This window comes from uncultured Traorella sp. (genome assembly GCF_944327115.1).
Lineage (GTDB): Bacteria > Bacillota_I > Bacilli_A > Erysipelotrichales > Erysipelotrichaceae > Traorella.
Genome location: NZ_CALVGS010000100.1, coordinates 1 through 24,712, shown reverse-complemented (window position 1 = coordinate 24,712; position 24,712 = coordinate 1). Strand labels below are relative to the sequence as shown.

The 24,712-nt window shown below is 41.5% G+C and carries 26 protein-coding genes; 2 read left to right on the top strand and 24 right to left on the bottom strand.

From position 1 onward, the window contains the following. Positions 1–5: 5 nt before the first annotated feature. Positions 6–776: an EFR1 family ferrodoxin gene (locus Q0K35_RS08890; RefSeq protein ID WP_294562358.1), complete on the bottom strand. Its 771-nt coding sequence runs from the start codon at positions 774–776 to the stop codon at positions 6–8. Between the two features lie 155 nt (positions 777–931). Between Q0K35_RS08890 and Q0K35_RS08885 the strand changes: the two genes are divergently transcribed. Continuing rightward, positions 932–1,324, top strand: a complete 393-nt coding sequence (locus Q0K35_RS08885; protein ID WP_294562357.1) for a MerR family transcriptional regulator — start codon at positions 932–934, stop codon at positions 1,322–1,324. Between the two features lie 21 nt (positions 1,325–1,345). Beyond that, positions 1,346–1,591 carry a hypothetical protein gene (locus Q0K35_RS08880; RefSeq protein ID WP_294562356.1) on the top strand — a complete coding sequence of 82 codons (246 nt, stop codon included), beginning with the start codon at positions 1,346–1,348 and terminating at the stop codon, positions 1,589–1,591. 22 nt (positions 1,592–1,613) lie between these two features. On the opposite strand, the gene Q0K35_RS08875 is transcribed toward Q0K35_RS08880, so the two are convergent. The 23 genes from Q0K35_RS08875 to Q0K35_RS08765 form a co-directional block, all read right to left on the bottom strand. Next, positions 1,614–2,588 carry a D-alanyl-D-alanine carboxypeptidase gene (locus Q0K35_RS08875; RefSeq protein ID WP_294562355.1) on the bottom strand — a complete coding sequence of 325 codons (975 nt, stop codon included), beginning with the start codon at positions 2,586–2,588 and terminating at the stop codon, positions 1,614–1,616. 60 nt (positions 2,589–2,648) lie between these two features. Continuing rightward, positions 2,649–4,091 (bottom strand): LCP family protein, encoded by a 1,443-nt coding sequence (locus tag Q0K35_RS08870; RefSeq protein ID WP_294562352.1) that lies wholly within the window; start codon positions 4,089–4,091, stop codon positions 2,649–2,651. A 70-nt stretch (positions 4,092–4,161) separates the two neighbouring features. Beyond that, entirely contained in the window at positions 4,162–5,559 is a 1,398-nt protein-coding gene (locus tag Q0K35_RS08865) for an NAD(P)H-hydrate dehydratase (protein ID WP_294562351.1), read from the bottom strand. A gap of 53 nt (positions 5,560–5,612) precedes the next feature. Further along, positions 5,613–6,668 (bottom strand): RIP metalloprotease RseP, encoded by a 1,056-nt coding sequence (gene rseP, locus Q0K35_RS08860; RefSeq protein WP_294562348.1) that lies wholly within the window; start codon positions 6,666–6,668, stop codon positions 5,613–5,615. Next, positions 6,668–7,822: a 1-deoxy-D-xylulose-5-phosphate reductoisomerase gene (gene dxr, locus Q0K35_RS08855; RefSeq protein WP_294562347.1), complete on the bottom strand. Its 1,155-nt coding sequence runs from the start codon at positions 7,820–7,822 to the stop codon at positions 6,668–6,670. Before dxr ends, rseP begins: the two co-directional genes overlap by 1 nt. Further along, a complete protein-coding gene (locus Q0K35_RS08850) occupies positions 7,819–8,583 on the bottom strand; it encodes a phosphatidate cytidylyltransferase (protein WP_294562345.1) in 765 nt (254 codons plus the stop codon). Before Q0K35_RS08850 ends, dxr begins: the two co-directional genes overlap by 4 nt. Then, positions 8,580–9,278 carry an isoprenyl transferase gene (locus tag Q0K35_RS08845; RefSeq protein ID WP_294562344.1) on the bottom strand — a complete coding sequence of 233 codons (699 nt, stop codon included), beginning with the start codon at positions 9,276–9,278 and terminating at the stop codon, positions 8,580–8,582. Before Q0K35_RS08845 ends, Q0K35_RS08850 begins: the two co-directional genes overlap by 4 nt. A 43-nt stretch (positions 9,279–9,321) precedes the next feature. After that, positions 9,322–9,894: a ribosome recycling factor gene (gene frr / locus Q0K35_RS08840; RefSeq protein ID WP_294562342.1), complete on the bottom strand. Its 573-nt coding sequence runs from the start codon at positions 9,892–9,894 to the stop codon at positions 9,322–9,324. Next, positions 9,872–10,576 carry a UMP kinase gene (gene pyrH / locus Q0K35_RS08835; protein WP_294562340.1) on the bottom strand — a complete coding sequence of 235 codons (705 nt, stop codon included), beginning with the start codon at positions 10,574–10,576 and terminating at the stop codon, positions 9,872–9,874. Before pyrH ends, frr begins: the two co-directional genes overlap by 23 nt. A 70-nt stretch (positions 10,577–10,646) precedes the next feature. Further along, a complete protein-coding gene (locus Q0K35_RS08830; protein ID WP_294562339.1) occupies positions 10,647–11,231 on the bottom strand; it encodes a hypothetical protein in 585 nt (194 codons plus the stop codon). Then, positions 11,224–12,534 (bottom strand): UDP-N-acetylmuramoyl-L-alanine--D-glutamate ligase, encoded by a 1,311-nt coding sequence (gene murD / locus Q0K35_RS08825; RefSeq protein WP_294562337.1) that lies wholly within the window; start codon positions 12,532–12,534, stop codon positions 11,224–11,226. The genes Q0K35_RS08830 and murD overlap by 8 nt, the downstream gene beginning before the upstream one ends. A gap of 1 nt (position 12,535) precedes the next feature. Beyond that, entirely contained in the window at positions 12,536–13,495 is a 960-nt protein-coding gene (mraY, locus tag Q0K35_RS08820) for a phospho-N-acetylmuramoyl-pentapeptide-transferase (RefSeq protein WP_294562334.1), read from the bottom strand. 4 nt (positions 13,496–13,499) lie between these two features. After that, positions 13,500–14,834 (bottom strand): UDP-N-acetylmuramoyl-L-alanyl-D-glutamate--2,6-diaminopimelate ligase, encoded by a 1,335-nt coding sequence (locus Q0K35_RS08815; protein ID WP_294562333.1) that lies wholly within the window; start codon positions 14,832–14,834, stop codon positions 13,500–13,502. Further along, entirely contained in the window at positions 14,819–16,711 is a 1,893-nt protein-coding gene (locus Q0K35_RS08810; RefSeq protein ID WP_294562332.1) for a penicillin-binding transpeptidase domain-containing protein, read from the bottom strand. Before Q0K35_RS08810 ends, Q0K35_RS08815 begins: the two co-directional genes overlap by 16 nt. A 46-nt stretch (positions 16,712–16,757) precedes the next feature. Beyond that, entirely contained in the window at positions 16,758–17,591 is an 834-nt protein-coding gene (locus tag Q0K35_RS08805; protein ID WP_294562331.1) for a DUF4358 domain-containing protein, read from the bottom strand. Between the two features lie 120 nt (positions 17,592–17,711). Further along, complete coding sequence (locus Q0K35_RS08800; RefSeq protein ID WP_294562330.1) at positions 17,712–19,940, bottom strand: penicillin-binding protein; 2,229 nt, start codon at positions 19,938–19,940, stop codon at positions 17,712–17,714. A 12-nt stretch (positions 19,941–19,952) separates the two neighbouring features. Continuing rightward, positions 19,953–20,258 carry a hypothetical protein gene (locus tag Q0K35_RS08795; protein ID WP_294562327.1) on the bottom strand — a complete coding sequence of 102 codons (306 nt, stop codon included), beginning with the start codon at positions 20,256–20,258 and terminating at the stop codon, positions 19,953–19,955. Between the two features lies 1 nt (position 20,259). Beyond that, positions 20,260–21,192 carry a 16S rRNA (cytosine(1402)-N(4))-methyltransferase RsmH gene (gene rsmH, locus Q0K35_RS08790; RefSeq protein WP_294562326.1) on the bottom strand — a complete coding sequence of 311 codons (933 nt, stop codon included), beginning with the start codon at positions 21,190–21,192 and terminating at the stop codon, positions 20,260–20,262. Beyond that, entirely contained in the window at positions 21,189–21,620 is a 432-nt protein-coding gene (gene mraZ / locus Q0K35_RS08785) for a division/cell wall cluster transcriptional repressor MraZ (protein WP_294562384.1), read from the bottom strand. The genes rsmH and mraZ overlap by 4 nt, the downstream gene beginning before the upstream one ends. A 223-nt stretch (positions 21,621–21,843) precedes the next feature. Continuing rightward, positions 21,844–22,575: a glutamine amidotransferase gene (locus Q0K35_RS08780; RefSeq protein ID WP_294562324.1), complete on the bottom strand. Its 732-nt coding sequence runs from the start codon at positions 22,573–22,575 to the stop codon at positions 21,844–21,846. Next, the gene (locus Q0K35_RS08775) at positions 22,572–23,867 is read right to left on the bottom strand and encodes a Mur ligase family protein (protein WP_294562323.1); all 1,296 of its coding nucleotides are present in this window, start codon (positions 23,865–23,867) and stop codon (positions 22,572–22,574) included. Before Q0K35_RS08775 ends, Q0K35_RS08780 begins: the two co-directional genes overlap by 4 nt. A gap of 61 nt (positions 23,868–23,928) precedes the next feature. Beyond that, positions 23,929–24,096, bottom strand: coding sequence for a 50S ribosomal protein L32 (gene rpmF / locus Q0K35_RS08770; RefSeq protein WP_071442421.1), 168 nt, complete (start codon positions 24,094–24,096; stop codon positions 23,929–23,931). Between the two features lie 16 nt (positions 24,097–24,112). After that, positions 24,113–24,631, bottom strand: coding sequence for a DUF177 domain-containing protein (locus tag Q0K35_RS08765; RefSeq protein WP_294562383.1), 519 nt, complete (start codon positions 24,629–24,631; stop codon positions 24,113–24,115). Between the last annotated feature and the right edge of the window lie 81 nt (positions 24,632–24,712).

The window sequence follows — 24,712 nt, the reverse complement described above, 5'->3', positions numbered from 1 at the left end:
CCTCCTTAACGATTGACTTGTGAATTTGATTGAATGATTTCCTGTAACGAAATATGCTCATTACGATAACGCTCTTGCGGATTTTTCTCCGGAATGGACAGTCCGATTGCTTTTTGCGGACAGGCATGCGCACATGCCAGACAAGTCTGGCAATGATTAAAATGATAAACCGCTTTTCCATCAATTACATGAATGGATGAAGATGGACATACCTTTTCACAGATACCACAGCCGATACAGTTGTCCTTGATCTGAATAAAATGCTGCCACACTTCTTCAGGTACCTTCTTTTGATTTTCCAGAAACTGCTGATGGGCTGCACGATCTTGATCATTTACCGGTGAAATTTCTCGTTTGTGAATCTTAAGATCATGTAAGAGCACTGCCAGTTGTTCATCTACTTTTTTATCGAGCTTCTTTTGTTCGCTCATATCAAAGCTTGGCAGCCAGTTGTCGACCATCAATACCATATGAATGTAATCTACTTTGATGCCACATTCATCACATAGCTGTTTTGCCAGCTCAGCCGCTCCTCCATGCCGATTACCATAAGTTAAGATCATATAGAAATAATCGGTATGAAAGACAGCTGACTTCATAAAATCTTTCACCATCGGCGGTACTTCATGTCCATAGATTGGTGCTACGATACCAATGCTTTCATCACTAAATTCGAGTGAATCCTGTCGCATGATCTGTGGAATGCTGATAGGTGCTTCTTCGATCTTTTTCGCAACATATAAACTGTTTCCCGTACCTGTAAAATAAAATAACATGTCAATCTCCTTTCTTTTTTCCTTGTCTGACAGTTATCTTCGTGCTATAATCCGATAGGTACTATCGATAACTACAATCGATTATAATTACCGGTTGTTACTATCGGTCAAGTGTTTTTTGAAAAAAAATTTAATTTTTTTTGGAGGTAGATAACATGTACACGATGATGCAGACTTGTAAAAAAACCAATATGACCTATCAGGCACTCAAATATTATTGTAATTGCGGCCTTGTTCCCAATGTCAAACGCGATGAAAATAACCGCCGGATCTTTGATGAACAGGATATCAAATGGATCAAAGATCTTGTATGTCTAAAAAAATGCGGTATGAGCATACAGGAAATGAAAGAATATCTGCAGCTTTGCCTTGAAGGTGAACCTACGATTCCAAAACGTAAAGAAATGCTTGCGAAAAAGCAGGAAGCCTTACGTATCGCAATTCAGGAATTAGAAGAAAGCGTGGCTTACATCGATTGGAAACAAAATTTCTACGATGAAATTCTTTCGGGAAAACGTCCCTATGTAAGCAATCTTATTCGCAAATAAGGTTACATAAAGGAGGATTCAATGAAAGGTATTTTAGGTCTTTTTTCAACGTTTGTCAGCAAACAGATCTTTGGAGCAGTTTTAGGTGTTTTGGCAATCATTGCTTTTGTTTATTACGCTATGAAGAAAGATTATCAGCAATTGAGCGATCAGCATCTTATAGGAAAGATCGCACATAAATTCGGAAACCTTCCGGCTAAGCTATGTTTATTACTGCTGTTAGCTCTTTTGATCGTTTGTGCTTGGATGCTGCTATTCAATAAATAATAAAAATAACGACATTGCGTCGTTATTTTTCATGTAAAGAAGAAACAGGTTTCTCATCAACATGCATATCTTCATAATAAGCCTTATAAATACCGATCTGCTCATAAATGCTTTCGGCATCTATCATATGATATGGCATGGATACCGCAGCCCCATCCGCTTTGGCTGTGATCAACAGATACTCATTACCATCCACCTCAGCAAAGCTGGCCATGCATTGTCCGGCTTCTCCGGTATAACCTGTCTTGCCACCTAAAAAATCTACACGATTCTCTTTTTCGATTATGATACGATTTATGGTGCTTCTCATGAAAAGTCCCTGAGGATGACTTTGCGTTGGCTGCGAAAGATATTCAGAGGAAGTAAATATTTGTTTGAATGTTTCATTTTTTAAGGCATATCGCACAAGATAAGCTAAATCTTCCAGGGTTGTCATCTGTGCATCATCATGAAGTCCTGTTGAATTTACAAAATGCGTATGATTCATATTCAATTCCTGTGCTTTTTCATTCATCAGCTGTGCAAAAGCTTCTTCACTTCCGGCTATATAATTAGCCAAGGTGATCGAACATTCGGCTCCTGAAGGAAGAAGGATCCCATAGAGAAGATCGATGATCGGCACTTCATCATAAGCCTGAAAACCGGCAACCGAAGCATCCTGTTCATATAAATATGGATAGATATCTTCAGGTATGATGATTTTTTCATTAAGATCTTCTACATGTTCAATGATGACGATGGCAGTCATCATCTTTGTCATAGAGGCCGGATAAATCGCATCCTGCATATTTTTTGAGGCTAATATCTTTCCGCTTTCCATCTCCTCTAACAAGGCATATTGGCTATGGATATGGGAAAGATCTGCACTTAGGGCATATAAAAAGGTATCGCTGCCTTTTGCCTTTTCAACAGGTATCAGCGAAGCTGCAGCTACCGTCACAAAAGCTATAACAAGCACCACTGAGAGATTACGTAAAAACTCGATTAGATTTTTCATAATTTCTATTCTAACAAATCCAGCCGTTTTTTCAAGAGAAAAGACCCTCATCGAGAGTCTTTATTCACTGCTTCCCTCTTTGACGGCCCTGATTTCTCCTAATACTCTTTCAAGAGAAGTTCCGTCCGGATACATGACATAGGCATTGAAACCATTGGCAGGTGTCCAGTCCGTTCCTCCCGTACCGCTTAAAGCATCTGAAGTAATCGTCCAGCCACGCATGTCATTGAGCTGCATCTTGATCAATGCATTGATTTCGTCTTCACTCATATTTGTCTGGAAGGTACCACTGATGGCATCCAAAAACGAAAGATAATTTGTAATGATAGCAGGTGATGTCACTTTATCGATCATACCGATCAATACCCTTGTCTGGTTGGCAATACGAACATTATCACCGCCACCGAAAGAATAACGCTCTCTAGAGAAAGCTAAGGCCTGTGCTCCATTGAGATAATTGATGCCCTGGTTAAACGTATAACCGCCGGCACTGAAAGCATATTCACTATTCACTTCGATGCCGCCTAAGGCATCAACGATCTTTTCCAGTGATGAAAAATTAATACGTATATAATAGTTAATATCAATGCCCATATAATTTGACACCGATTCGACCGTACAGTCGACACCGAAGATTCCCGTATGTGTCAACTTGTCTAACTGATTCGCCTGACATACCTGCGGAATATAATAATCTCTGGGAATATCAACGATAAAGATCTGATGTGTCGTTGGATTGACGGTCATGACCTTATTGACATCACTTCGGCCTACCGTAGAAATACTGCCGCTCTGATCGATACCTGTAATATAAACCGTAAATGGTTCAGAGGTCACATCAACATTCAATGAAATATCTTTTTGTTCCTCTTCATAGACATAGCTTTTGATAACTCTGGTTTCTGTTGAGAAATCAGGATGATTCTCATCAAATTGACTTCTGAAAGCTTCATTAAGAATAATCGCTTCCACATCTCCATTATATAAAGCATCAGCAAAACGATCAAAGGAAACATAGTCCTGAATGTTAAAGGATGAATTTACTTCTCTGATTTCATCCAATGCTTTTTCAATATAGCTATAATCGCCTACATTGATATTTCCTATCGTCTGTGAAAGATCTTCGATCGATTCAATCGGGCTGTCATTCATGACAATGACGCTGATCTCAATTTTATCGGTATTGCTGGCAACAATACTTTTAATTGCTGAATTTGTTTTGTAGATATATACGCTTCCAAAGATCATGATGCCGCTGAGAATGGTCATGATGATCTTCCCTAGGGTCTTATTCGTCTTATGAATTTTTCCGGACATCTGCAGGCTGATAAATATCAAAACAATGATAAGTACAACGATCGCAATCACTGCATAATACATGAAAGGAAGCTTGTCCATAAGATACAGCAGTATCAGAAAGATAATGCTTATAAGTAAGAAAACAGCGGAAAAAATAATTTCAAGAGTATTTTTCTGCGGTTTTTTGGATTTACTTTTACTCATAATTTCTACCTCTATTCAAAACGTTTTTATTATAGCACAATTTTATATAAATACATCAAAAACCATAATTTTACACATTCTCAAATTTCTTCATCATCAAAGGGATTTCTTCGATGATCTTTGATGGCAACACCGTATGCATCTTTTGTGCACATAAATCCCCGATCGCACCATGCAGATAAACACCCTTACAGGCACTTTGCAACGGATCATATCCTTGGGCCAAAAGACTGACGATGATGCCTGAAAGCACATCACCGCTTCCTCCGCTTGCCATAGCACCATTGCCGCTCATGCAGCGATAGCTATGATGACCATCTGTAATTAGGGTACGCGGACCTTTCAAAACGACGATGACCCGGTACTTCTGCGCAAATTCAATGGCACTCATCGTAGGATCTTCCATATTTGGACAAAGTCGTTGAAATTCACCCAGATGGGGCGTTAATATGATAGGACGTCTGCCATCCAGCCAGTCCAGATGTGAAGCAAGAACGTTTAAAGCACCGGCATCAATAACAAGCGGCATCATGGTATGCTGAAGTACATATTTTAATAATTCTTCCCCGCCATCCAAACCACAGCCGATCAGGGCTGCCTGATAGCCTTCCATCAACGAAAGCTGATCAAAGGTCGCATGAATGGCTTCGGGAACAGCCAATGAAGCAGCGCTCAGCACACTGGGTTCAGAACAAAGACAGGTAAGACCACAGCCGGTATAAACAGATGCCTTGGTGCTAAGCAAGGCAGCCCCCTGATATTTATTGCTGCCACAAATCAGAAAGCTTCTTCCGTAAGTATATTTATGCCCGTCATAGCTTTTCTTTTTAAAAGTAATCGTATCAAGACTTTCACAAAGCTGAATTTTATCTGAAAAATCTTCAACCTGTAACCGTTTGATGATGACTTCACCGGTATGTCTTTTCGCATCCGGATGAAAAAATCCCAGTTTAAAGGCAAAAAAAGTAATAGTTTTAGTTGCTTGGATGCAGTTTTCAAAGCACGTTCCGCTGTCACTCTCCATCCCGCTTGGCACATCGACAGAAATGATGGGTATTGAAGAAGCATTCATTTTCTGTATCATGTCACCTTCTGTCCCTGATGGATTTGAATGACAGCCAAAACCAAAAATCGCATCAATGATCAGCTTGCTGCGATACATTTCTTCTTCCTCTGCCAGCAGCCCTTTCTCAAGGCACTGCTGATGATAATAATTACATGCCTGACTTAAATGATCATGCTTGCAGGCAATGACCCCTACCTTCTTATTCATCTTTGAAAGCTTTAATGCCAAGGCATAGCCATCGGCACCGTTATTGCCTTTTCCGCATACGATACAAATATGATCTTCATCTGAAATTTCTTCCAATACACATGCTGCGGCTTTATCCACCAGCTCCTCAATCATATGATTTTCAAGCAAGACCTCATCGATCTTTTTCATCTGTGCCCGACTGGCAATCAGCATACTACCACCTCACTTTTTTATTATAGCACAAAAAAAAGGACAAAAATATGTCCTTAAAACAATCGTCCGATATCATTGGCAGTCGCAAATACCATCAGCAGGACGATCAATGCCAAACCAGCCAACATGATCGCTGTCTGTATCTTTTCAGATATGCGTCGCCCGATGAGCTTTTCAATGATAACGATAATGATCCTTCCACCATCAAGTATCGGAATCGGAAATAAATTAAAGATACCGATATTCAATGAAAGCAGGCCTACCCACAAGATCAAGGCATTCAGCCCTTCTGAAGCAACCTGACTGGTCGCCTGATAGATACCGATCGGACCACTGACATCCTGCAGTCCTACACCGCGGATCAAATTGCCAAAGGCCTGGATGATCTGACCCATCATCTCAAACAGCATTTCAGCTCCGTAATAAAAGGATTCATACCAGGCAATGGCTCTTACCTTTGGCTGTGAATTAAAACCGACCAGATAACGCTGCAACGTTTCATCATATTGCGGTTCCACGACAAAATTGATCGTTTCTGAGCCGCGTTCGATCGTATATATCACGCTGCCGCCTGTGTAATTGCTCATCCCGTTAACCAGATCATCAAAGGTTTCCGGAATTATTTCTTCACCATCCGGAAGCACCATCTTTACGATACGATCGCCTTCCATCATACCTACCGTTGCTGCCGGTGAATTTTCTACGACTGAACCGACGACCGGATCAGAAGGGGCACTCACATAGCCACGAGCCATGACAACACCAATAAAGATCGCAAAAGCCAATAAAATATTCAGCGTTGCTCCCGCAGCCATGACCACGACCTGTTTCCACGTCTTGATGCCATTGATCGTTCTCTCAAAAGGTATTCCCTCAATATCACTGCCTTCTTCACCTGCCATCTGCACATAGCCTCCCAGCGGTAAAGCACGAATTGAGATCGTCGTTTCTGATTTTTTATATTGATAAATGGCAGGTCCCATACCGATCGAAAATTCAGAACAATAAACACCGAATTTTTTCGCCGCAATCAAATGTCCCAATTCATGAATGATGATAATGATCGACAAGACGACCACAAAAACGATAAACGATATAAGTATATCCATTAAAATCCACCTTTCAGTAAATCATTTACATAAGCTCTTGTATAAGTATCTGTTTTATAAATATCTTCTAAAGATGCATCACTCTTATATTCAATATTTTCTAAGGCTTTCATGATCAGCTTCTCTATATCCAAAAATGCGATCCTTCCTTCTAAAAAGGCACCAACAGCTACCTCATTGGCTGCATTTAAAACAGCACAGGCATTGCCCTCTTTTCTTCCGCAATCATAAGCTGTTTTTAATAAAGGAAAACGTTCGACATCCACTTTTTCAAAATGAAGGGCATGGATGGCACTCAGATCACAAACTTCTCCGTTGACCAGTTCATCACGATTCGGATAACTGAGCGCATATTGTATCGGCAAACGCATATCTGCCGTTCCCATCTGTGCCAAAAGTGCCGTATCCCTTGTCTGTATCAAAGAATGGATGATACTTTCACGATGAATCAGAACATCAATATGATCATAATCCATATCAAACAAATAATGAGCTTCAATGACCTCAAAGCCTTTATTCATCAAGGTTGCGCTATCGATCGTAATCTTAGCTCCCATCTGCCAGTTTGGATGCGAAAGAGCTTCTTTTACGGTTACGTTTGCTAATTCATCACGTTTTTTATCGCGGAAGCTTCCGCCGCTGGCAGTAATGATCAGCCTGTCGACATCACTGCGCCGCACTCCCTGAAGACATTGAAAAATAGCAGAATGCTCACTGTCGATCGGTGTGAGCTGCACCTGATATTTCTCGATCGACTCGCGGACAAATCTTCCGCCGACGACCAGGGTTTCCTTATTGGCCAAAGCAATATTTTTATGATGTTCGATCGCGCATAAGGTAGGTCTTAATCCGACAAACCCCACCAAGGCATTGACCACCCAGTCACCTTCCTCTAAGCTTACAAGCTCCAAAAGGCCTTCATCACCACTTGTGAAATGCACCTGTGGATACTGCTTTTCAAGCAGCTTCTGATCTTCATAGCTGCCGACACAGACATATTTTACCGGCCATTTTGCCAGTATCTTATGCACTGCTTCAATTCTTTTGCCTACACTGAAGGCAATCAGCTCATAGTGATCGGGATGATGCCCGATCACATCCAGCGTCTGGGTCCCAATAGAGCCACTGGCACCCAACAAAATTATTTTTTTCATAGTACCACCATCATCAGAAAATAAAAACAAACCAGATTAAACAGCAAGGAATCTACCCGATCTAAAATACCGCCATGTCCCGGCAGAAGATTTCCAAAATCCTTGATGTTGTAACAACGCTTGATCGCAGAAAAGGCAAGATCGCCGATCTGTCCAAAAATCGGACAGAAGATTCCTGCCAGAAGCACAAGCAAGAATTCTTTCTCATACATGAATAATTTCCAAAATAACAAGGAAAATAAAAATCCGAACACCCATCCGCCAACGCTTCCCTCAATCGTTTTCTTAGGTGAGATTCGCTCATTCAGCTTATGTTTTCCGAAAAAACGCCCACATAAATAAGCAAATGAATCACAGCTGTAAGTAGCCACGATGATCAGTGTCATATAACGTGGCCCCAGTGCATAAATCTCCTGCACAGCATTTCCCACAAGAATAAAAAAGGAAATAAAGCTCATGCAGATGAAGGAGTCCTTAGGTGTAAAACGCACATGCCATACAGGCAGGGCCAACAGAAAAAGATCAATGACACCCACATAGGCAAATACAAGCCTGGATGGGATATACAGACCGATCCACTCCAATAAGATCAGTATCATGACAAATGACAAAGGAAGACGATCATCCGCCAGTTTTGAAAATTCATAAGTACCGCCGGCCACGATAAATAAAATGAGTCCTTCCATATAGATACCGCCAAATATCAGACAAGGAATGACGACGGCCAATATGGCGATCATGGTCAATATACGAGTTTTCATTTCAAACCTCCAAAACGACGATTGCGATGATGAAATTCCTCGATGCATGCATCAAACTGATTTTCATCAAAATCCGGCCAAGCACATGGAACAAAGATCATTTCCGCATAGGCAATCTGCCATAACAAAAAATTGCTCACCCTGATTTCACCGCTTGTTCTGATCAAAAGATCAACATCACTTGTTTCACTCATCAGACAGGCAGCAAGGGTATCTTCATCAATTTCAGATATTTCCTTATTTTGAAGCTTTTCAGCTGCTTTTCGGGCAGCCAGTACGATTTCCCTGCGTCCTCCGTAATTCACGGCCAGACAAAGATTCAGCCCCGTATTCCCGGCTGTCTGTTCGACAGCATCCAATATGATGCGTGCCGTATTTTTCGGAAAACGCTCGATTTCACCAATATAGGTAACACGAATATTTTCTCTTTTCAATTCTTCGATATATTTTTTGAAAAACATCGCCGGCAGTTTAAAAAGATAATTCTTTTCTTCCTCCGGGCGTGCCCAATTTTCAGTTGAAAAAGCATAAAGCGTCAAGCTTTTGACATGATTTCTGTTAGCATGCAAAGCAATGCGACGCACATTTTCGCTGCCCGCCAAATGACCGGCAGTACGCGGTTTATGCTGAGCCTTGGCCCATCGCCCATTACCATCCATGATAATAGCAATATGTTCAGGATATTCAAGTGACATGGCCTTTCCTCCTTAAAGCAAAACCCACATGGTGTGGGTATTTTTAAATTGACATGATTTCTTTTGATTTTTCAGCAACGATTTCATCCACCTTCTTGGTGAATTCATCGGTCAGCTTCTGTACCTTCTCATTCGCGCGTTTAACTTCATCCTCTGTCAGCTCTTTATTCTTCTTGATGCTGTCATTGGCTTCACGGCGGATATTACGGATCGCCACCTTGGCATCCTCGCCTACCTTGCCGGCATCTTTGCTGAGCTCACGACGCGTTTCCTCTGTCAGCTGAGGAACGTTCAGACGAATCACATCACCGTCATTCATCGGTGTAAGACCGATATTAGCGGCATTGATCGCCTTTTCGACATCTTTTAAGATCGTCTTATCATAAGGTTTTATCACCAGCTGACGACCTTCAACGACGCTGATGGAAGCCATCTGATTCAACGGAGTCGGACTTCCGTAATATTCAACCTCCACTCTTTCCAGAATGTTAGGATTGGCACGTCCTGTACGAATCTGAGCCAAATGACTCTGTAAGGTATCAATTGCCTTGTTCATTTTTTCTCTTGCCTGATCTAATGTCTGTTGCATACTCTCACTTGCTGATGGTCGTTCCATCAACTTCTCCTTTCACTGCTTTTAATATATTTCCTTCTTTATTCATATTGAATACGATCAAATCGACATTATTATCCATACACATGCTTGTCGCTGTAACATCCATCACATGAAGATTCTTGTTGATCAGCTCCAGATAGGTCAGCTTCTCATATTTGACCGCATCGCTTACCACTTTCGGATCGGCGCTGTAAACACCATCCACACCGTTTTTAGCCATCAAAATGACATCAGCCTTGATCTCACTGGCTCTTAAGGCCGCTGTCGTATCCGTTGAGAAATAAGGATTTCCCGTACCGGCACCGAATATGACGACCCTTCCCTTTTCAAGATGACGCAGGCACTTTCTCAATATATAAGGCTCTGCCACCTTATTCATCGAAATGGCTGTCTGGACTCTTGTCGGAACACCGATCTGTTCCAAGGCATTCTGAACGGCTAACGCATTGATGACCGTAGCCAGCATTCCCATATTATCAGCCTGTGTTCTTTCCAGTCCCATTTCCTCGCACACCTTGCCGCGAATAAAGTTACCGCCACCGACAACGATCGCCAGCTCTATTCCCGTATCATGTACCTCTTTAATTTCCTGCGCCAGCTTGCGCAGCACCTGCGGATCGAACGCATGCCCTTTGGAAGAGAGGGCTTCTCCGCTTAGCTTCAATAAGACTCTTTTATACATAATTGTTCTCCTGACTTATTCTAACCTTTTTTATTATACTAGAAAAAGCCATGTTTCTCAACACTCAAACCTATTTTTCATCAATTTGTCGCAGCAGCGTATGAAAAATCTGCATCAGAAAACCCAATGAAAGCACGCTGACCACCGGACCGAGATTCAAAGAAGCCCCTAACGCGATTCCCATGATCACAAGCAGCAGATCAATGGACGAGCGCACGAGCCTTATTGAATACGAAGTCTTATTGACGATCCCAAACACAAGACCATCAAAGGCACCCCTGCCAAAATCAGCACTGCCATAGTAAACGATACCTCCCGCCAAAAGCACCAGTCCTGTCATCAGCAACAAGAAACGGATAAAAAAGACATCACTTTCAAACAGTAACAATGAACTTAACAGGTCCATTGACAAAGAAACCAATACAGAATTGACAAGCGTACCGATTCCCAGCTGCGTCCGATCAATAAATAAAAGCATCAGGATGATGACTGCACTTACCACAAGATTCGCCATCCCATAGCTCATTCCGCTTTGAAGATGAATACCTTCCCAGAAAAGAGCCATCGGATCAACTCCAAAGCCTCCCTTCATGGCAATCGCAATACCGCTGCCCATGATGAGCGAGCCTGAGATCAGGCGAAAGACCCTACGCATGAATGATCCTTAAACAGGCATTACGGAATAAATCCCCACGCTGTTCATAATTATCAAACTGATCATAGCTGCTGCAAGCAGGCGAAAGCAGGATCACATCACCCGCTTGTGCCGTTTCAAAGGCCTTTTCAAGTGCCTCCTGCATCGTTTCACACACCGTTGAATGACTAAATTCACGAGCAAGCTTTTCCCTGGTCTGGCCAAAGGTAAACGCATGCTTCACCCGATCATCATAATCATGCATCTCATCAAAACTGATGCCCTTATCCTTGCCTCCCGCAAGCAGCAGGATATTCTTTTCAAAAGACGCCAAAGCAATGCAGGCAGCCTGTGTATTGGTCGCCTTCGAATCATTATAGAAAGAAATACCGTCTTTTTCACCGATATATTCAATACGATGTTCGATTCCTTTAAATTCTTTTAAGGCCTTTTCGACATCCTCATAAGAAACCCCCATCTTGATGGCCATGGCCGCCGCAATCATGGCATTGCTGACGTTATGCTCACCTACGACCTTAAGATCTTTCACATAAAACAGATGCTTTCCTCTCAAAAAAGCTTCCCCATTTGATACATAGAGATCCACATCCCGGCGCTTCAATGAAAAATCAATGATCTCACATTGAATATCCTTTGCATAATGCATCACGGTTTCATCATCCACATTCCGTAAAAACCAGTCATCTTCTTTTTGATTCATGGCAATACGCATCTTAGATGCATAATAAGATTCCAGCGTCGGCATATAATCCAGATGATCCGGAGCCAGATTACAGACAACGCTCACTTCAGGACGAAAGCATTCAATTCCCAAAAGCTGGAAATTGCTTAACTCAAGGGCAATATCTTTTTCTTCATCCTCATGTTCCAAAACGATCTCACTTAAAGGCGTACCGATATTTCCGGCGGCCAAAGCCCTGTGATTCATTTTCAGGCAGGCATAAAGCATGCTTGTGATCGTTGTCTTGCCATTCGTACCCGTTACGGCACCGTAATGGAATTTTTTCGCATAGCGATAAGCAATCTCAATTTCCGTATAGATCTTCATATGATTTCTGACAAAATAATCAATGATATCCACATTGTAACGAATTCCCGGATTTTTTACGACAAATTCATACGTCGTATTTTTCAATTCTTCGGGATGTCCCTGATCATAAACAGTTATTCCGGTCTTTTCCAATTCTTTTTTTTCTTTGATTTCTCTTTGATCCGTCAAGATGACCTCATAGCCATGACGCTTTAATAGTCTGGCTGCCGCAATACCGCTTTTAGCCGCTCCGATCACTAATACCTTTTTCATATCACAGGACCCCCATCAGATAACCCACACACGCAAAGACAGCCTCAATGCACCAAAACATCAACACGACCTGCTTTTCATTCATGCCGCCTAATTCAAAATGGTGATGCAAAGGAGCCATTCTAAAAACTCTTTTCCTTGTCAGCTTAAAAGAAGTCACCTGAATGATCACGCTTACTACTTCTAACACAAAGATACCACCGATGACTACCAGAAGGATCTCCTGCTTCAAAACCATCGCTACCGCAGCCAGCAAGCCTCCTAAAGCCAAGCTTCCGGTATCACCCATAAATATCTTAGCCGGAAAGAAGTTGTTCTTCAAATATGCCAGCAGGCTACCGAAAACTGCCATCAGGAAGACCGCTAATCCATATTCCCCCTGAGTGATCGAAAATAAGATAAACGGTGCCAGTGCGATCAATACACAGCCGCTGCTTAAACCATCCAGACCATCCGTCAGATTCACGGCATTGCTTTCTGCCGTAAACATGACCAAGATCAGCACGAAATAGAACCATCCCAAATTAATTTCAAGATGCGTAAACGGAATCAAAATTCCCGTTGAAGAAACATTGCGATACATAAAGAAGATGATAACAGCCAAAATAGTCTGCATCAAAAACTTTGCCGATGGCGATAACCCGTCATTATTCTTTTTCACACCGATCAGGAAATCATCAATAAAACCGATCAGAGAGTAACCCACATAAGAAATAATCACGATCTGTATCTTTGTGTTTAAAAGTGCCTGCGGCATCAATAAAGCTAACACCGCTATCGGTACCAGCACAAAGACAAAGCCTCCCATGGTCGGCGTACCTTTCTTTTTAAGATGGCTTTGCGGGCCATCCTGACGGATGCTCTGTCCGAATTTAATTTTATGTAGAAAGGGAATCACCAAAGGATAGATTCCCAAAGACACTACAAGACTTATGACCAAAGCTAATATAAATATCTGCATAAATTCAACCTCTTTCACACTGGCATATACATGCCTTATCATTATAAGGAGTTTTAACTCCCTTGGCAATCAAAAATTGTTCATTTCCTTTGCCCGCCAACAATATTATATCATTGAACTTTGATAAGACAAATGCTTTACGAACCGCCTCTTCTCTTTTTTCAATGACCGTGACATTATGAAAACGCTCCAGCCTCATATCCTTCACGATATCCTCGAAAGGCTCATTGCGGCTATTATCCTCCGTAACGATTACCTCATCACATACAGAAGCAGCGATCAAAGCCATAGGTGCCCGCTTTTTATGATCTCTTTCACCCCCGCACCCAAACACACAGATCAGCCGTTTTTCCGCATGCTTCTTTAAAAACATGCATACCGCTGCCAATGAATCCGGCGTATGCGCATAATCGATCACGATGCTGCGCAAGGCCAATTCAAAGATCTCCATCCGTCCGTCAACCGGCCTTAATCGTGATATCAGAGGAACACAGCGTTCAAGCTCGATATCCATGCTTTTTAAACATGCTAAGACAGCACCAAGATTCATGATCGTATGTTCACCTGCCAGATATGCCACAAAATCAACTCCTTGGGCAGAAAAATGACATTCATGCAATGAACCGGCTTGTTTTCTCAGCTGGAAACGGCCTTTTATACCATAAGGTATGACCCTTTCTCTTTCAAATTGAAGCATGCGCCGCAGATTCAACTGATCATAGTGAATCAATATCTTACCTTTTTGCTTCAAATAAAACCGCAGCTTAAACTTCGAATACTGATAATGCGTAAAGGTAAGATGATAATCAAGATGCTCAGGAGTAATATTGGTATAAATGATACGATCAAAACGGATAAACGCCAAACGATTTTCCTCAATGGCATGTGAAGAGGCTTCCATGATGATACAGTCGATCTTATCACGATATTTTAAAAAAACTTTTAAATTATCCATCACATTCATCGTCGTATTATCGCTTTCCACCAGCTTTTCTTCAAATTCATTCACTTGGGTTCCCAAGCGAATACAGCGATACCCCAGCATCGTCAGCATCTGCTTGAGAAAATGGGTCACGCTGGTCTTGCCATTGGTCCCTGTAACTCCGATGACAAAATAATGGGCACTGGGATCATCATAGAAAAAGCGCAGCAGCTCCCCCAGATATCTTTCCTCAACCACATAAGCCTTTCTTGCCAAAGCATCTTCTCGATACCGGTCACCTGCATAAATACTGTTTTCATCACATTCCCTTGAATCATGGCTGACATTATAAATCAGCCGCTGTTCTTCGCTATCCAGACCAATGGCCTGCAGACATTCTTTTAACTGTCGAGGCATACTAACACCACCTTTCCGTTTTCCTGAAGATATGTTCTGGCTGAGGGATATTGTTCGACGACCTTATCGCCATCACCAATGATTTCAAATTCCAATCCCTCTTGAATACAATCTTCTTTGGACATTCCGATAAAATCTTCCACTTGGATCATTTTCGGATCCAGCCACGTCGTTTTTTTAGGAATCTGCATTTCAGCTTTTTCTATTTCTAAATAAGGCAATATATCTTCATACATATTTCTGACGACAGGTGCTACTACCGTACCGCCATATTGGATATTATTCTGCGGGGAATCACAGGCCACATAAATGACGATCTTCGGATCATCCATGGAAGCAGCACTTAAAAAAGAAAGTACATATTCATTGCTTAAGTAGGCACCATTGACAGCCTTTTGCGCCGTACCGGTCTTACCGCCGATCTTATAGCCATAGATATAGGAATTCTTACCGCCGCCATTCGCTACGACACTCTCTAACGCAATCCGCATCAGAGCACTCGTTTCTTCAGAAATGACCGTTCCCTGGCTTTCTGGCTGTTTCTCATACAATATTTCACCTGTCAAAGGATTTGCGATGGAGGAAACGATATAAGGCTTATAAAGCGTACCCCCGTTGATGACAGCACTAAATGCCCGTACCAGCTGTAAAGGTGTCGCACTGATCCCCTGGCCAAAAGCAACAGTGGCTGTTTCTACGGGTCCCATGACATCATAATCAAACATGATGCCGCTGCTTTCTCCCGGAAGATCAATCCCTGTTTTCTTACCAAAGCCAAAATTCATGACATATTCATATAATCGCTCTTTTCCAAGACGGCGGCTGATCTCCACAAAGCCCGGATTGCTTGAGTTTTCTAATACCTCAAGAAATGTCTGCTGGCCATGACCGCCCGCCTTCCACGATTTGATACGTGCCCCCTCTACGATCTCATAACCCCGGTCATAATACGTATCTTTATACATATCAAAGCACTTTTCTTCAAGTGCGCTGGCAAAAGTAATGCTTTTAAAGGTAGAACCCGGTTCAAAGGACATCCAGATCGGTAAATTCCGATTCAAGGTTTCAATATCATAATTCTGATATTCATTCGGATCAAAATCAGGCTTGCTGACCATCGCCAAAATAGCGCCGGTATTAGGATCCATCGCAATGGCCAAAGCGCTTGTCGGCTGGTATTTCAGCATCATCAGATTCATTTCCCGCTCTACGATCGACTGGATCGTGGAATCAATACTTAAAATGAGATCATTTCCATACCCATAATGAACGACCTCCTCTTCCAGTGCCAACAAATTCCCCTTGGCATCAAAGGATATTTTCAAATCACCGCTTTCGGCTTTTAAATATTCATCATATTCCAATTCAAGTCCGCTCAGTCCCTGATGATCGATCCCACAAAAACCTATGACCTGTGAAAGATAGGCTTTGTTCGGATAATAACGCTTTGAATCCTGAACGAGAATGATCCCTTCCAAATCAGCTTCCATGATCTTATTTCGCTGTTCATCACTGATATTCCTGCCTTCCGGCTGCAATTTTTGCGTGGATACCCGCTTCTCTAATTTTGCTAATAAAGCTGCTTCATCGCATTCTAAGATCTCACTGAGCACTTTTGCGGTATGAGCGGTATCCTTGATCATCAAAGGCACTGCCATCACGCTGGTACTGGGCATATTAACGGCAAGTACCTTCTGATCACTGCTATAAATCGTGCCTCTTTTCCCGGATATCTTAAAATCACGCTGCCAAAGATTCTCCGCTCTTTCTAAAATCGTCGCATGATGAAAAAGCTGTTCATACATGAGCTTGAAACAGATCAATAAGAAAACAGCTCCAATGACAACTCGTACAAGACGCATTCTTTTTAAGTTCATTTCTCTTTGCATGCTTCATATTATGATATAAAAAAAAGAAAAAGACCTACTGTAAATAGGTCTTGATTGCTTCAAATACTCTTTTATTATCTTTTGAGATGATAATGATCTGATATCCGTCCAGTTCTGTTACCATCGCATTCTTCACCAGCTCTTCTTCCTGCGGCATCGAAGCATAGTCCGTTTCCAATCGCTTTAAATATGAATTTAAAGCTTCCCGAACCTCATCCTCATGTCCTTCAACCGACTTTACAATCAGATAGGTCCTAGCACTTGTCAGCACCGGCTTTTGAATCGCATATGCACTGACGATCGTTCGATTTAAACCATAGGTTTCCAGATCAGCATCCTCGGCAGGTGTCAAAACACCAAAAAGCGTTGCTTTCGCATTTTTAATTCGATCAAGCACTTCCTGATTATCATTTGACACGATCAGTGCGGTAAAATCTTCATTTTGTTCGATCAGTGCATTTTCAAGCAGTTTTTTATCATCATCATTATCAGCAATTAAAATACGGTGGCTGACATAATCCATCAGTTCCTGCTTCAAGGCCTCCTCACGCCCGCTGACAGGCTTGAACACCATATACATCTGTGCACTTGTCGGTGAAATACGAACCGTTCCCTGAATAACATTATCAGGGTTAATTCCCAACACTTCTTCATACTCATAATCATAGACATCAGTCAAATTTTCAAATATATTGTCTTTTCCGTATTCCACACTTGAAAGAACATTCGAAATATCAAAGGTATCTTCCGCTAAATAAGGAAGTTGCTGATTTAATGTTTCCAGATCCAATGCCTGATCCTGTGGCTGTGAACAAGCAGTAATCAATAAAAAAAGCGAAAGAATCAGTCCAAAACGTTTAAGGTTCATACTTACTCCTCCCTTAGTCCACATTATTATACACAAAAAACAGGCATAAAAGCAAATCCCTCAAAAAATCCCACGAAAAACCATTTTATTTCGAAAAAAATCCCATGGATTCCATGGGATTCATTCAAGCTGTATCACAATTTCAGTATCCGAAGTAACAGCCGTATTCTCCGTCACGCTTTGACTGACAACCGTACCGCTGCCATTACAGATAATGTTAAGTCCGCTTATCTGTTTATAGATCATCACATCCTTATATGACCAATTGATCATATTCGGCATGCTTATATTGACTGAATTTGTTTTGATGAATACATTCTGATTTGTCGTTACCGAATCATTGGCATTCGGATACTGATCCGTTACCGTCGTACCATCACCGATATATACCGGATGAACATTCATTTCAGAAATCTTCTGATTGACATAATCCATCGTATGATTTTTTAAGGCCGGCATTGAATATTCCTGCCAGTTATCATAATTGGTTTCGGTATTTGTCGTTTCAGTAGAGCGGATACCTGCTGCCTCATACGCAACAGTAAAGAGATTCTGATAGAAACTCTTATCAAAATCACCTACATGAGAAGACTGGAAGCCATAGTAAACCATGATCTTTGGATCATCACTAGGAGCTGCTGCCATGATGTTTGAGGTATAAAGAGATTTTCCATATGAACCATTCACAGCGATTTCTCCGGTACCTGTCTTACCGATCATATCAAGTCCTTCGATATTGTAAGAATAACCGGTTCCCTTTTCCGGATCCTGAATGACCTGCTTCATCAGCTCCATGACCTTCTGAGTTGTTTCAGTAGAGAATATACGCTGCGGATTGCCCTCTTCATCCGTATGCACATAAGTGGTGTCACCTTCATAAACGACATTGTTATTCGCATCTACGATTTTGTCAATATAATAAGGCTTGACCTCATAACCGTCATTAAAGATTGCCGTATATGCCTGTACGAGCTGTAAGGCCGTAATACTGGATCCCTGTCCATAACCAAAATTTAAACGGTCGATCGCATAGGTATTATTTTTGATACCCGTTTCTTCAGACATGGATAATCCTTCGACACCTGTCTGCTTGAAAAAGCCCAGGCGATCCAAATATTCCCAGAATACATCTGTTTTCAGGTAACTTGTCAACAGAGTCGCAATACATGTGTTGGAAGAACGCACCAAACCTTCATCAAAGGTAATCGTACCCCATCCGGGACGATAACCGTCATTGATATTGCCCTCCAGCGAACAAGGCCCTTCCTTTCGATAGATTTCCGTATAATCGTCATTATAGCCAATACAGAAGCGTCCTGTTTCTACCGTATCAGAACCGCGATAGACCCCTTCTTCCATGGCAATCGCATAAGTAAACGGCTTGATGACCGAGCCCGGTTCAAAAGTAAACATGCTCGGCATATCCGTATAAACCGGATCTTCACGTGAATTCAGATCATAGGTAGGATAACCGCCATAAGCCAGTATCTTACCGGTTTCAACCTCCATGACGATCGCCCATGCATTTTCCGCATCATTATTCTCAATCGTTTTCTGCAAACAGTCCTCAAGCGCTTCCTGAATATCTTTATCGATCGTGAGATATACATCGCTGCCGTTGATCGCTACTTCGGTAATACGAGTCGTTCCCGGAAGTGAATAACCATTGGCATCCTTCTGTGAAACAGCCTTGCCATCCGTTCCCTTTAAATAATCATCCAGATAAGCCTCGATACCTACCTGTCCTACTAAACGCTGCTTCTGTGAATCATAGCTGGCAAACCCTAATAACGTAGAAGCAAATCGTCCGGGCGTATAGACCCTCGATACCGTCTTTTCAAATTCTATGCCCGGAAGTCCCGTTGTCTTTTTATTTGGATCCGGTGTATAAACGATAGCATCGATCGCATCCTTTTGCTCCTGTGTCAGATTTCTTCCCTTATCTCCCAAATATGTCTGATATTGACCACTATCCTGAAGATTCAGATAATTTAGGATCTGATCCACATCCATACCTAAAATCGGTGCCAATGCTTCAGCGGTAAACTGCCGATCTTCCACATAAGCATAGTTACCTTGACGATTTTTATCCAAAATTGCAACGATCGTATATGTATCGCTGTTCTGTGCAATTGCACTGCCGTTACGATCCCGAATCGTTCCTCTTCTAGCCTGAATGACTTCTACCTTTTCCTGAGAACCTGCCTTTTTTTCCAGCACGTTGATACCGCTTCGTAAATGAACGCCGCTGATGGTAGTGAAAAAGACATTAAATGATATAATGCCTCCAATTAAAACTAATACTAGAAAAATAACGATTATTTTAATATTAGTTATATTTTTTTTCATTCAAATCACTCACTATTCTTTTTCATCGATATATGTAATACGATTTGCATCATAATTTAAGTCTACACCACTGGCAGCACAGATCGACATCAGATAATCTCTTTCTGTATATCTTGCTACCTCAAGACGCAATGTATCTAATTCCTTTTGTTTCTGTTCATTCTCGTTGTTCAGCTGTGTCAGTTCATAATTCAAAGACACATTCATGGAACGTACGACAAAGGTTGACCCAAGATACGCTAAAAGGCTCAGAGCAAAAACAACACTGAGAAGATTCTGCATTTTCAACTTTCTTTTTTTCTTAACGATCTTAGCCATCTTATTTCACCCTTTCCAATATTCTTAATTTAGCGGAATGAGAACGGTTATTCACCGCTAATTCCTCTTCACTTGCCGTAATCGGCTTACGGTTTATACAACGAAAATCAGCCTGTTTGATTTCACTTGCTTTTAATGGGATACGCTTATCGACATCCTCTGCACTGCTTTTACGCCGAAATGTATCTTTCACGATACGATCTTCCAATGAATGAAAGCTGATCACACAAATCCGGCCGCCTGTATGTAAACATTCACAGGCCTCTTCCAAACAGATTTCAAGCTCATGAAGCTCATCATTTACTTCAATACGAATCGCCTGAAAAATCTTTTTTGCCGGATGTCCTTTTTTATTGAGCACTTTTGCCGGATAAGCAGCTTTGATGCAATCGACCAATTCAAATGTTGTTTTGATCGGTTTTTCAGCACGTCGCTGTTCGATCTTACGGGCTACCTGTTTCGCAAAGGGATCTTCTCCATAGCGAAGAAATACCCGGCACAGTTCTTCATAGGAATACTCATTGACCACAGTTGCGGCACTCAGTGACTGGCTCTGGTCCATCCTCATATCTAATGGCGCATCATAGCGATAGGAAAAACCACGCCCAGCCTCATCAAACTGCGGTGAGCTGACACCCAGGTCAAGAAGCAAGCCATCAATGCCCTGAATGTGTAACTTTTCAAGTTCTTCTTTTAAATGCTTAAAGCCGTTATGTATCAGAGTAAAATTCGTTCCGATCTTCAATAATCGCTCACGACTCTCTTCAATGGCTGCTGCATCCTTATCAAAACAGATCAGCTGTCCTTTAGGAATTCGTTTCAGGATTTCTGCGGAATGACCGCCTCTTCCGAGCGTACCATCCACATAGATGCCATCCACTTTGATATTTAAGCCTTCAATACATTCATCCAATAATACACTTACATGTTTCATAGCATAAATTCCGTTAAGCTTTCAGCCAATTCCTCAAAGCTTTCCTCACTGTTTGACATATACTCTTCCCAAACATCCTTGGCCCAAATTTCAACCTTGCTGCCGGCACCTACCACAACACATTCCTTTTTGATGTTTGCCTGTCTGATCAGATTGGCAGGAATCAAAATACGTCCCTGCGAATCAATCTCCACCTCACATGCCTTGCTTGTCAGAATGCGGACAAACGCACGGGCCTGTGATTTCGTAGTCGGCAAAGTCTGAAGCTGGGCATAAATCTTTTCCCATGCTTCACTGGTATAAAGTGTCAAGCATCCATCCAGTCCCTGAGTGAGAATCAGTCCATCCTTCAGTTCGCTGCGGAAACGAGCCGGAATAATCAGTCTTCCCTTCGCATCAAGGTTGTGAGAATACTCACCCATGAACATATCATCACCCACTTTCTACCACTTTGCGCTACTTTATACCACTATTATAAAAGAAATGCATGAAATTGTATAGTCTTTTTTTCATAAAATTAATTAAAAGAAAAACAAATACATTCTAAAAAAGCGTCAAGCACGCTTGCTAGACGCTTTGTGTTAATTTAAGTAAAAATTGGATATGAAAAGCCATAAAAAAAGACCGGATTTTTCTCCCGATCTTTCATCATTAAGCTTTTAAAATCCTTGTTAACATTACCTCTCTGGCTTTATTTTCCAGCGTATCATCTAACTGTTCCAGCTTCACATCGCCATAACGCTTCTTCAAAGCTTTACGAAGGATCAAATCAGCAATCTGAGGGTTTTTAGGCAATAAAGGACCATGCATATAAGTACCTAAGACAGACCCGTTATAAAAGCCTTCAAAGCCACAGCCAAAGCTATTTCCCTGACCGCTAAGCACCCTGCCGAAAGGTGTCGAAACATTTTTCGTCTGACCGCCATGATTTTCAAAACCCACGGCCTTAAATTTCTCCCCTTCCACATCTGCTTCGATTGCAATATTACCAATACAGCGGACATCACGTGAAGCACTTTCAGTATAATAATCAAAAAAACCAAGCCCTTCGATCTTATTGCCATCGCCATCCAAATAATACTTGCCAAACAACTGATAACCGCCACAAATCAAAAGAACAAAGCTTCCCTCATCCATGGCCTTTTGAATATTCTCTTTACGACTCAACAGATCCTCTACCAAAAGGCTTTGCTCCTTATCGGCACCGCCACCGATAAACAATAAGTCATAATTACTTAGATCCTTCTCTTCTTTGAGTGAGCATGTATCTACGATGCATTCAATATGACGCTTCTGGGCACGAATCTTCAGCACTTGAACATTCCCCTTATCACCATACAGATCCATCAGATCATGATACATCCAGCATATTTTCAGATTCATGATGCATGCCTCCTTATGATTGAACGTGTTGACTGCAAGGCAGTATAAGTAGCGATCACATAGGCATCTTCTTTCAATTCTTTCAATCGAATGATACCATCCTCAACATGTTCATAGACCTCAATATTCTCATAACCTTCATATTTCATACGCAAGGCAATATCATAGGCTCGTGTACCACTGCATAAAATTCTTTTCGTATGCTCATCAATCAAAAGATCAAAGTGAGCATCCCAGATCCACGAAACATCACGTCCATCCTGATCATGGTCATTCAAAATGATCATGATATTTTTATCTTCATGATTTTTCATGATCGCCTTCATTACTTCATTGGCACCTGTTGGATTTTTCACCAGATTCAACAGGCACTTGCCATTTAAATCAAACAATTCATTGCGTCCTTTATGCATCGTGAAAGTTTTAAAGACTTCATTCGCACATTCATCAGAAACACCATTGACACCCATACAGCACAAAACTGCCGCACAGTTATAAATCGCATAAATGGCATTTTGAAATGAATGATATGTCTTCTGATTCATCGTAAAGGTTTCATTCTCATAATCAATCGCATCTACAAAATATTCAATGTCATTCTTACCAAACCCACATTCACAGGCAAACTTACCAATATGTGAATACTGATAATAATCATAATGCAACGGCCGTCCACAGCGTGGGCAGAATTTTCCCTCACTGGCTTCATTGCTCGTTTCTGATGATACTGCATTTTTGCCTACGCCATAATAATGAATATCTGCTTTTTTAGCACGATCCGCCAGACGTACGACATTAGGGTCATTAGCATTTAAAATCAAATGTCCCTCATAATCATCTAACACAGACTCAATACGTCGCACGATCGTTTCCATTTCTCCTGCACGATCCAATTGATCGCGGAAAAAGTTATTCACAACAAAAGTTGTGACCCCAAGGTCCTTGAAAACACGCATGACCGTCAGTTCATCCACTTCAAGCACCACGACATCTGCCTGCACCTCATATCGCAAAGAGGAATGGGTACACAACAAAGTAACAATACCCTCTTTAAGATTATCACCCTTACGGTTGCCAATGACACGATATCCTGCCTTAGCAAATGATTCCACGATCAGATTGCTCGTCGTTGTTTTCCCGTTCGTTCCCGTAACCATGATGACCTTCTCAGGCATCTTAAATTTTTTTAATATATCTGCATCCATCTTCAACGCAATCGTCCCCGGTAAAGAGCCCCCTCTTCCCATCAGCGACAACAGAAAATGAATTCCTTTGATCAGCAACAGTTTCATAAAACACCTCTTTGTGATTATACAACACTACACAAAATAAAAAAAGAGTCATCGACTCTTCTTAGGCAACTTTTACACCATCGTAGTAACCGCACTCTCCACAAACTCTGTGAGTTCTCTTGAATGCTCCACAGTTAGGACATTTTACCAATGTAGGTGCCGCTAACTTGTAGTGAGTTCTACGTTTAGCTTTTCTAGTTTTAGAGTTACGTCTTTGTTGAACAGCCATCTTGCTACCTCCTCACCTATTCCTCTATCTTGAAATCCTTTAGTTTTGCTAACCGAGGATCGATTTCATCTTTTTTAGATGAATTGAATTCCTCCTCGCTTACAACCTCCCAGCCTTTTCCCTTGGGATACTTGACCCCTTCTTTTACAACCTTGTAAGGAATCTCCATTACAATCAGCTGGAAAATTGCCGGATACAACTCGACGGTATCTTTCTTTGTTTCATGAACATCCACATCCTGAGGATTCTTTTCAAATGAATAAACTTCACTTGAAGATGTATCAAACTCCACTTCCACATCTTCCAAAGAAATGCTGCAGGGCACCACCATGATCCCTCTCACATGAATATTGGCAATCGCCAGTTCAGTAGAAACATCATAATGAATATCACCTGATACCTCAACATCCTTTAACTTCCTTAAGTGGCTTACCTTCTTCAAATCAGCTTCATTGAATTCAATCATTTCATCAAACTCAATCGTGTTGTTTTCAGCCTGGAGTAATTCACTTTTCGTCCACTTCAAAGAAATCACCTCGTTGCTTAACGTAAGTAGTTTACCACAAACCCCAACAATAGGCAAGATTTATTTGCTGGAAAGTTAAAATACTTGACA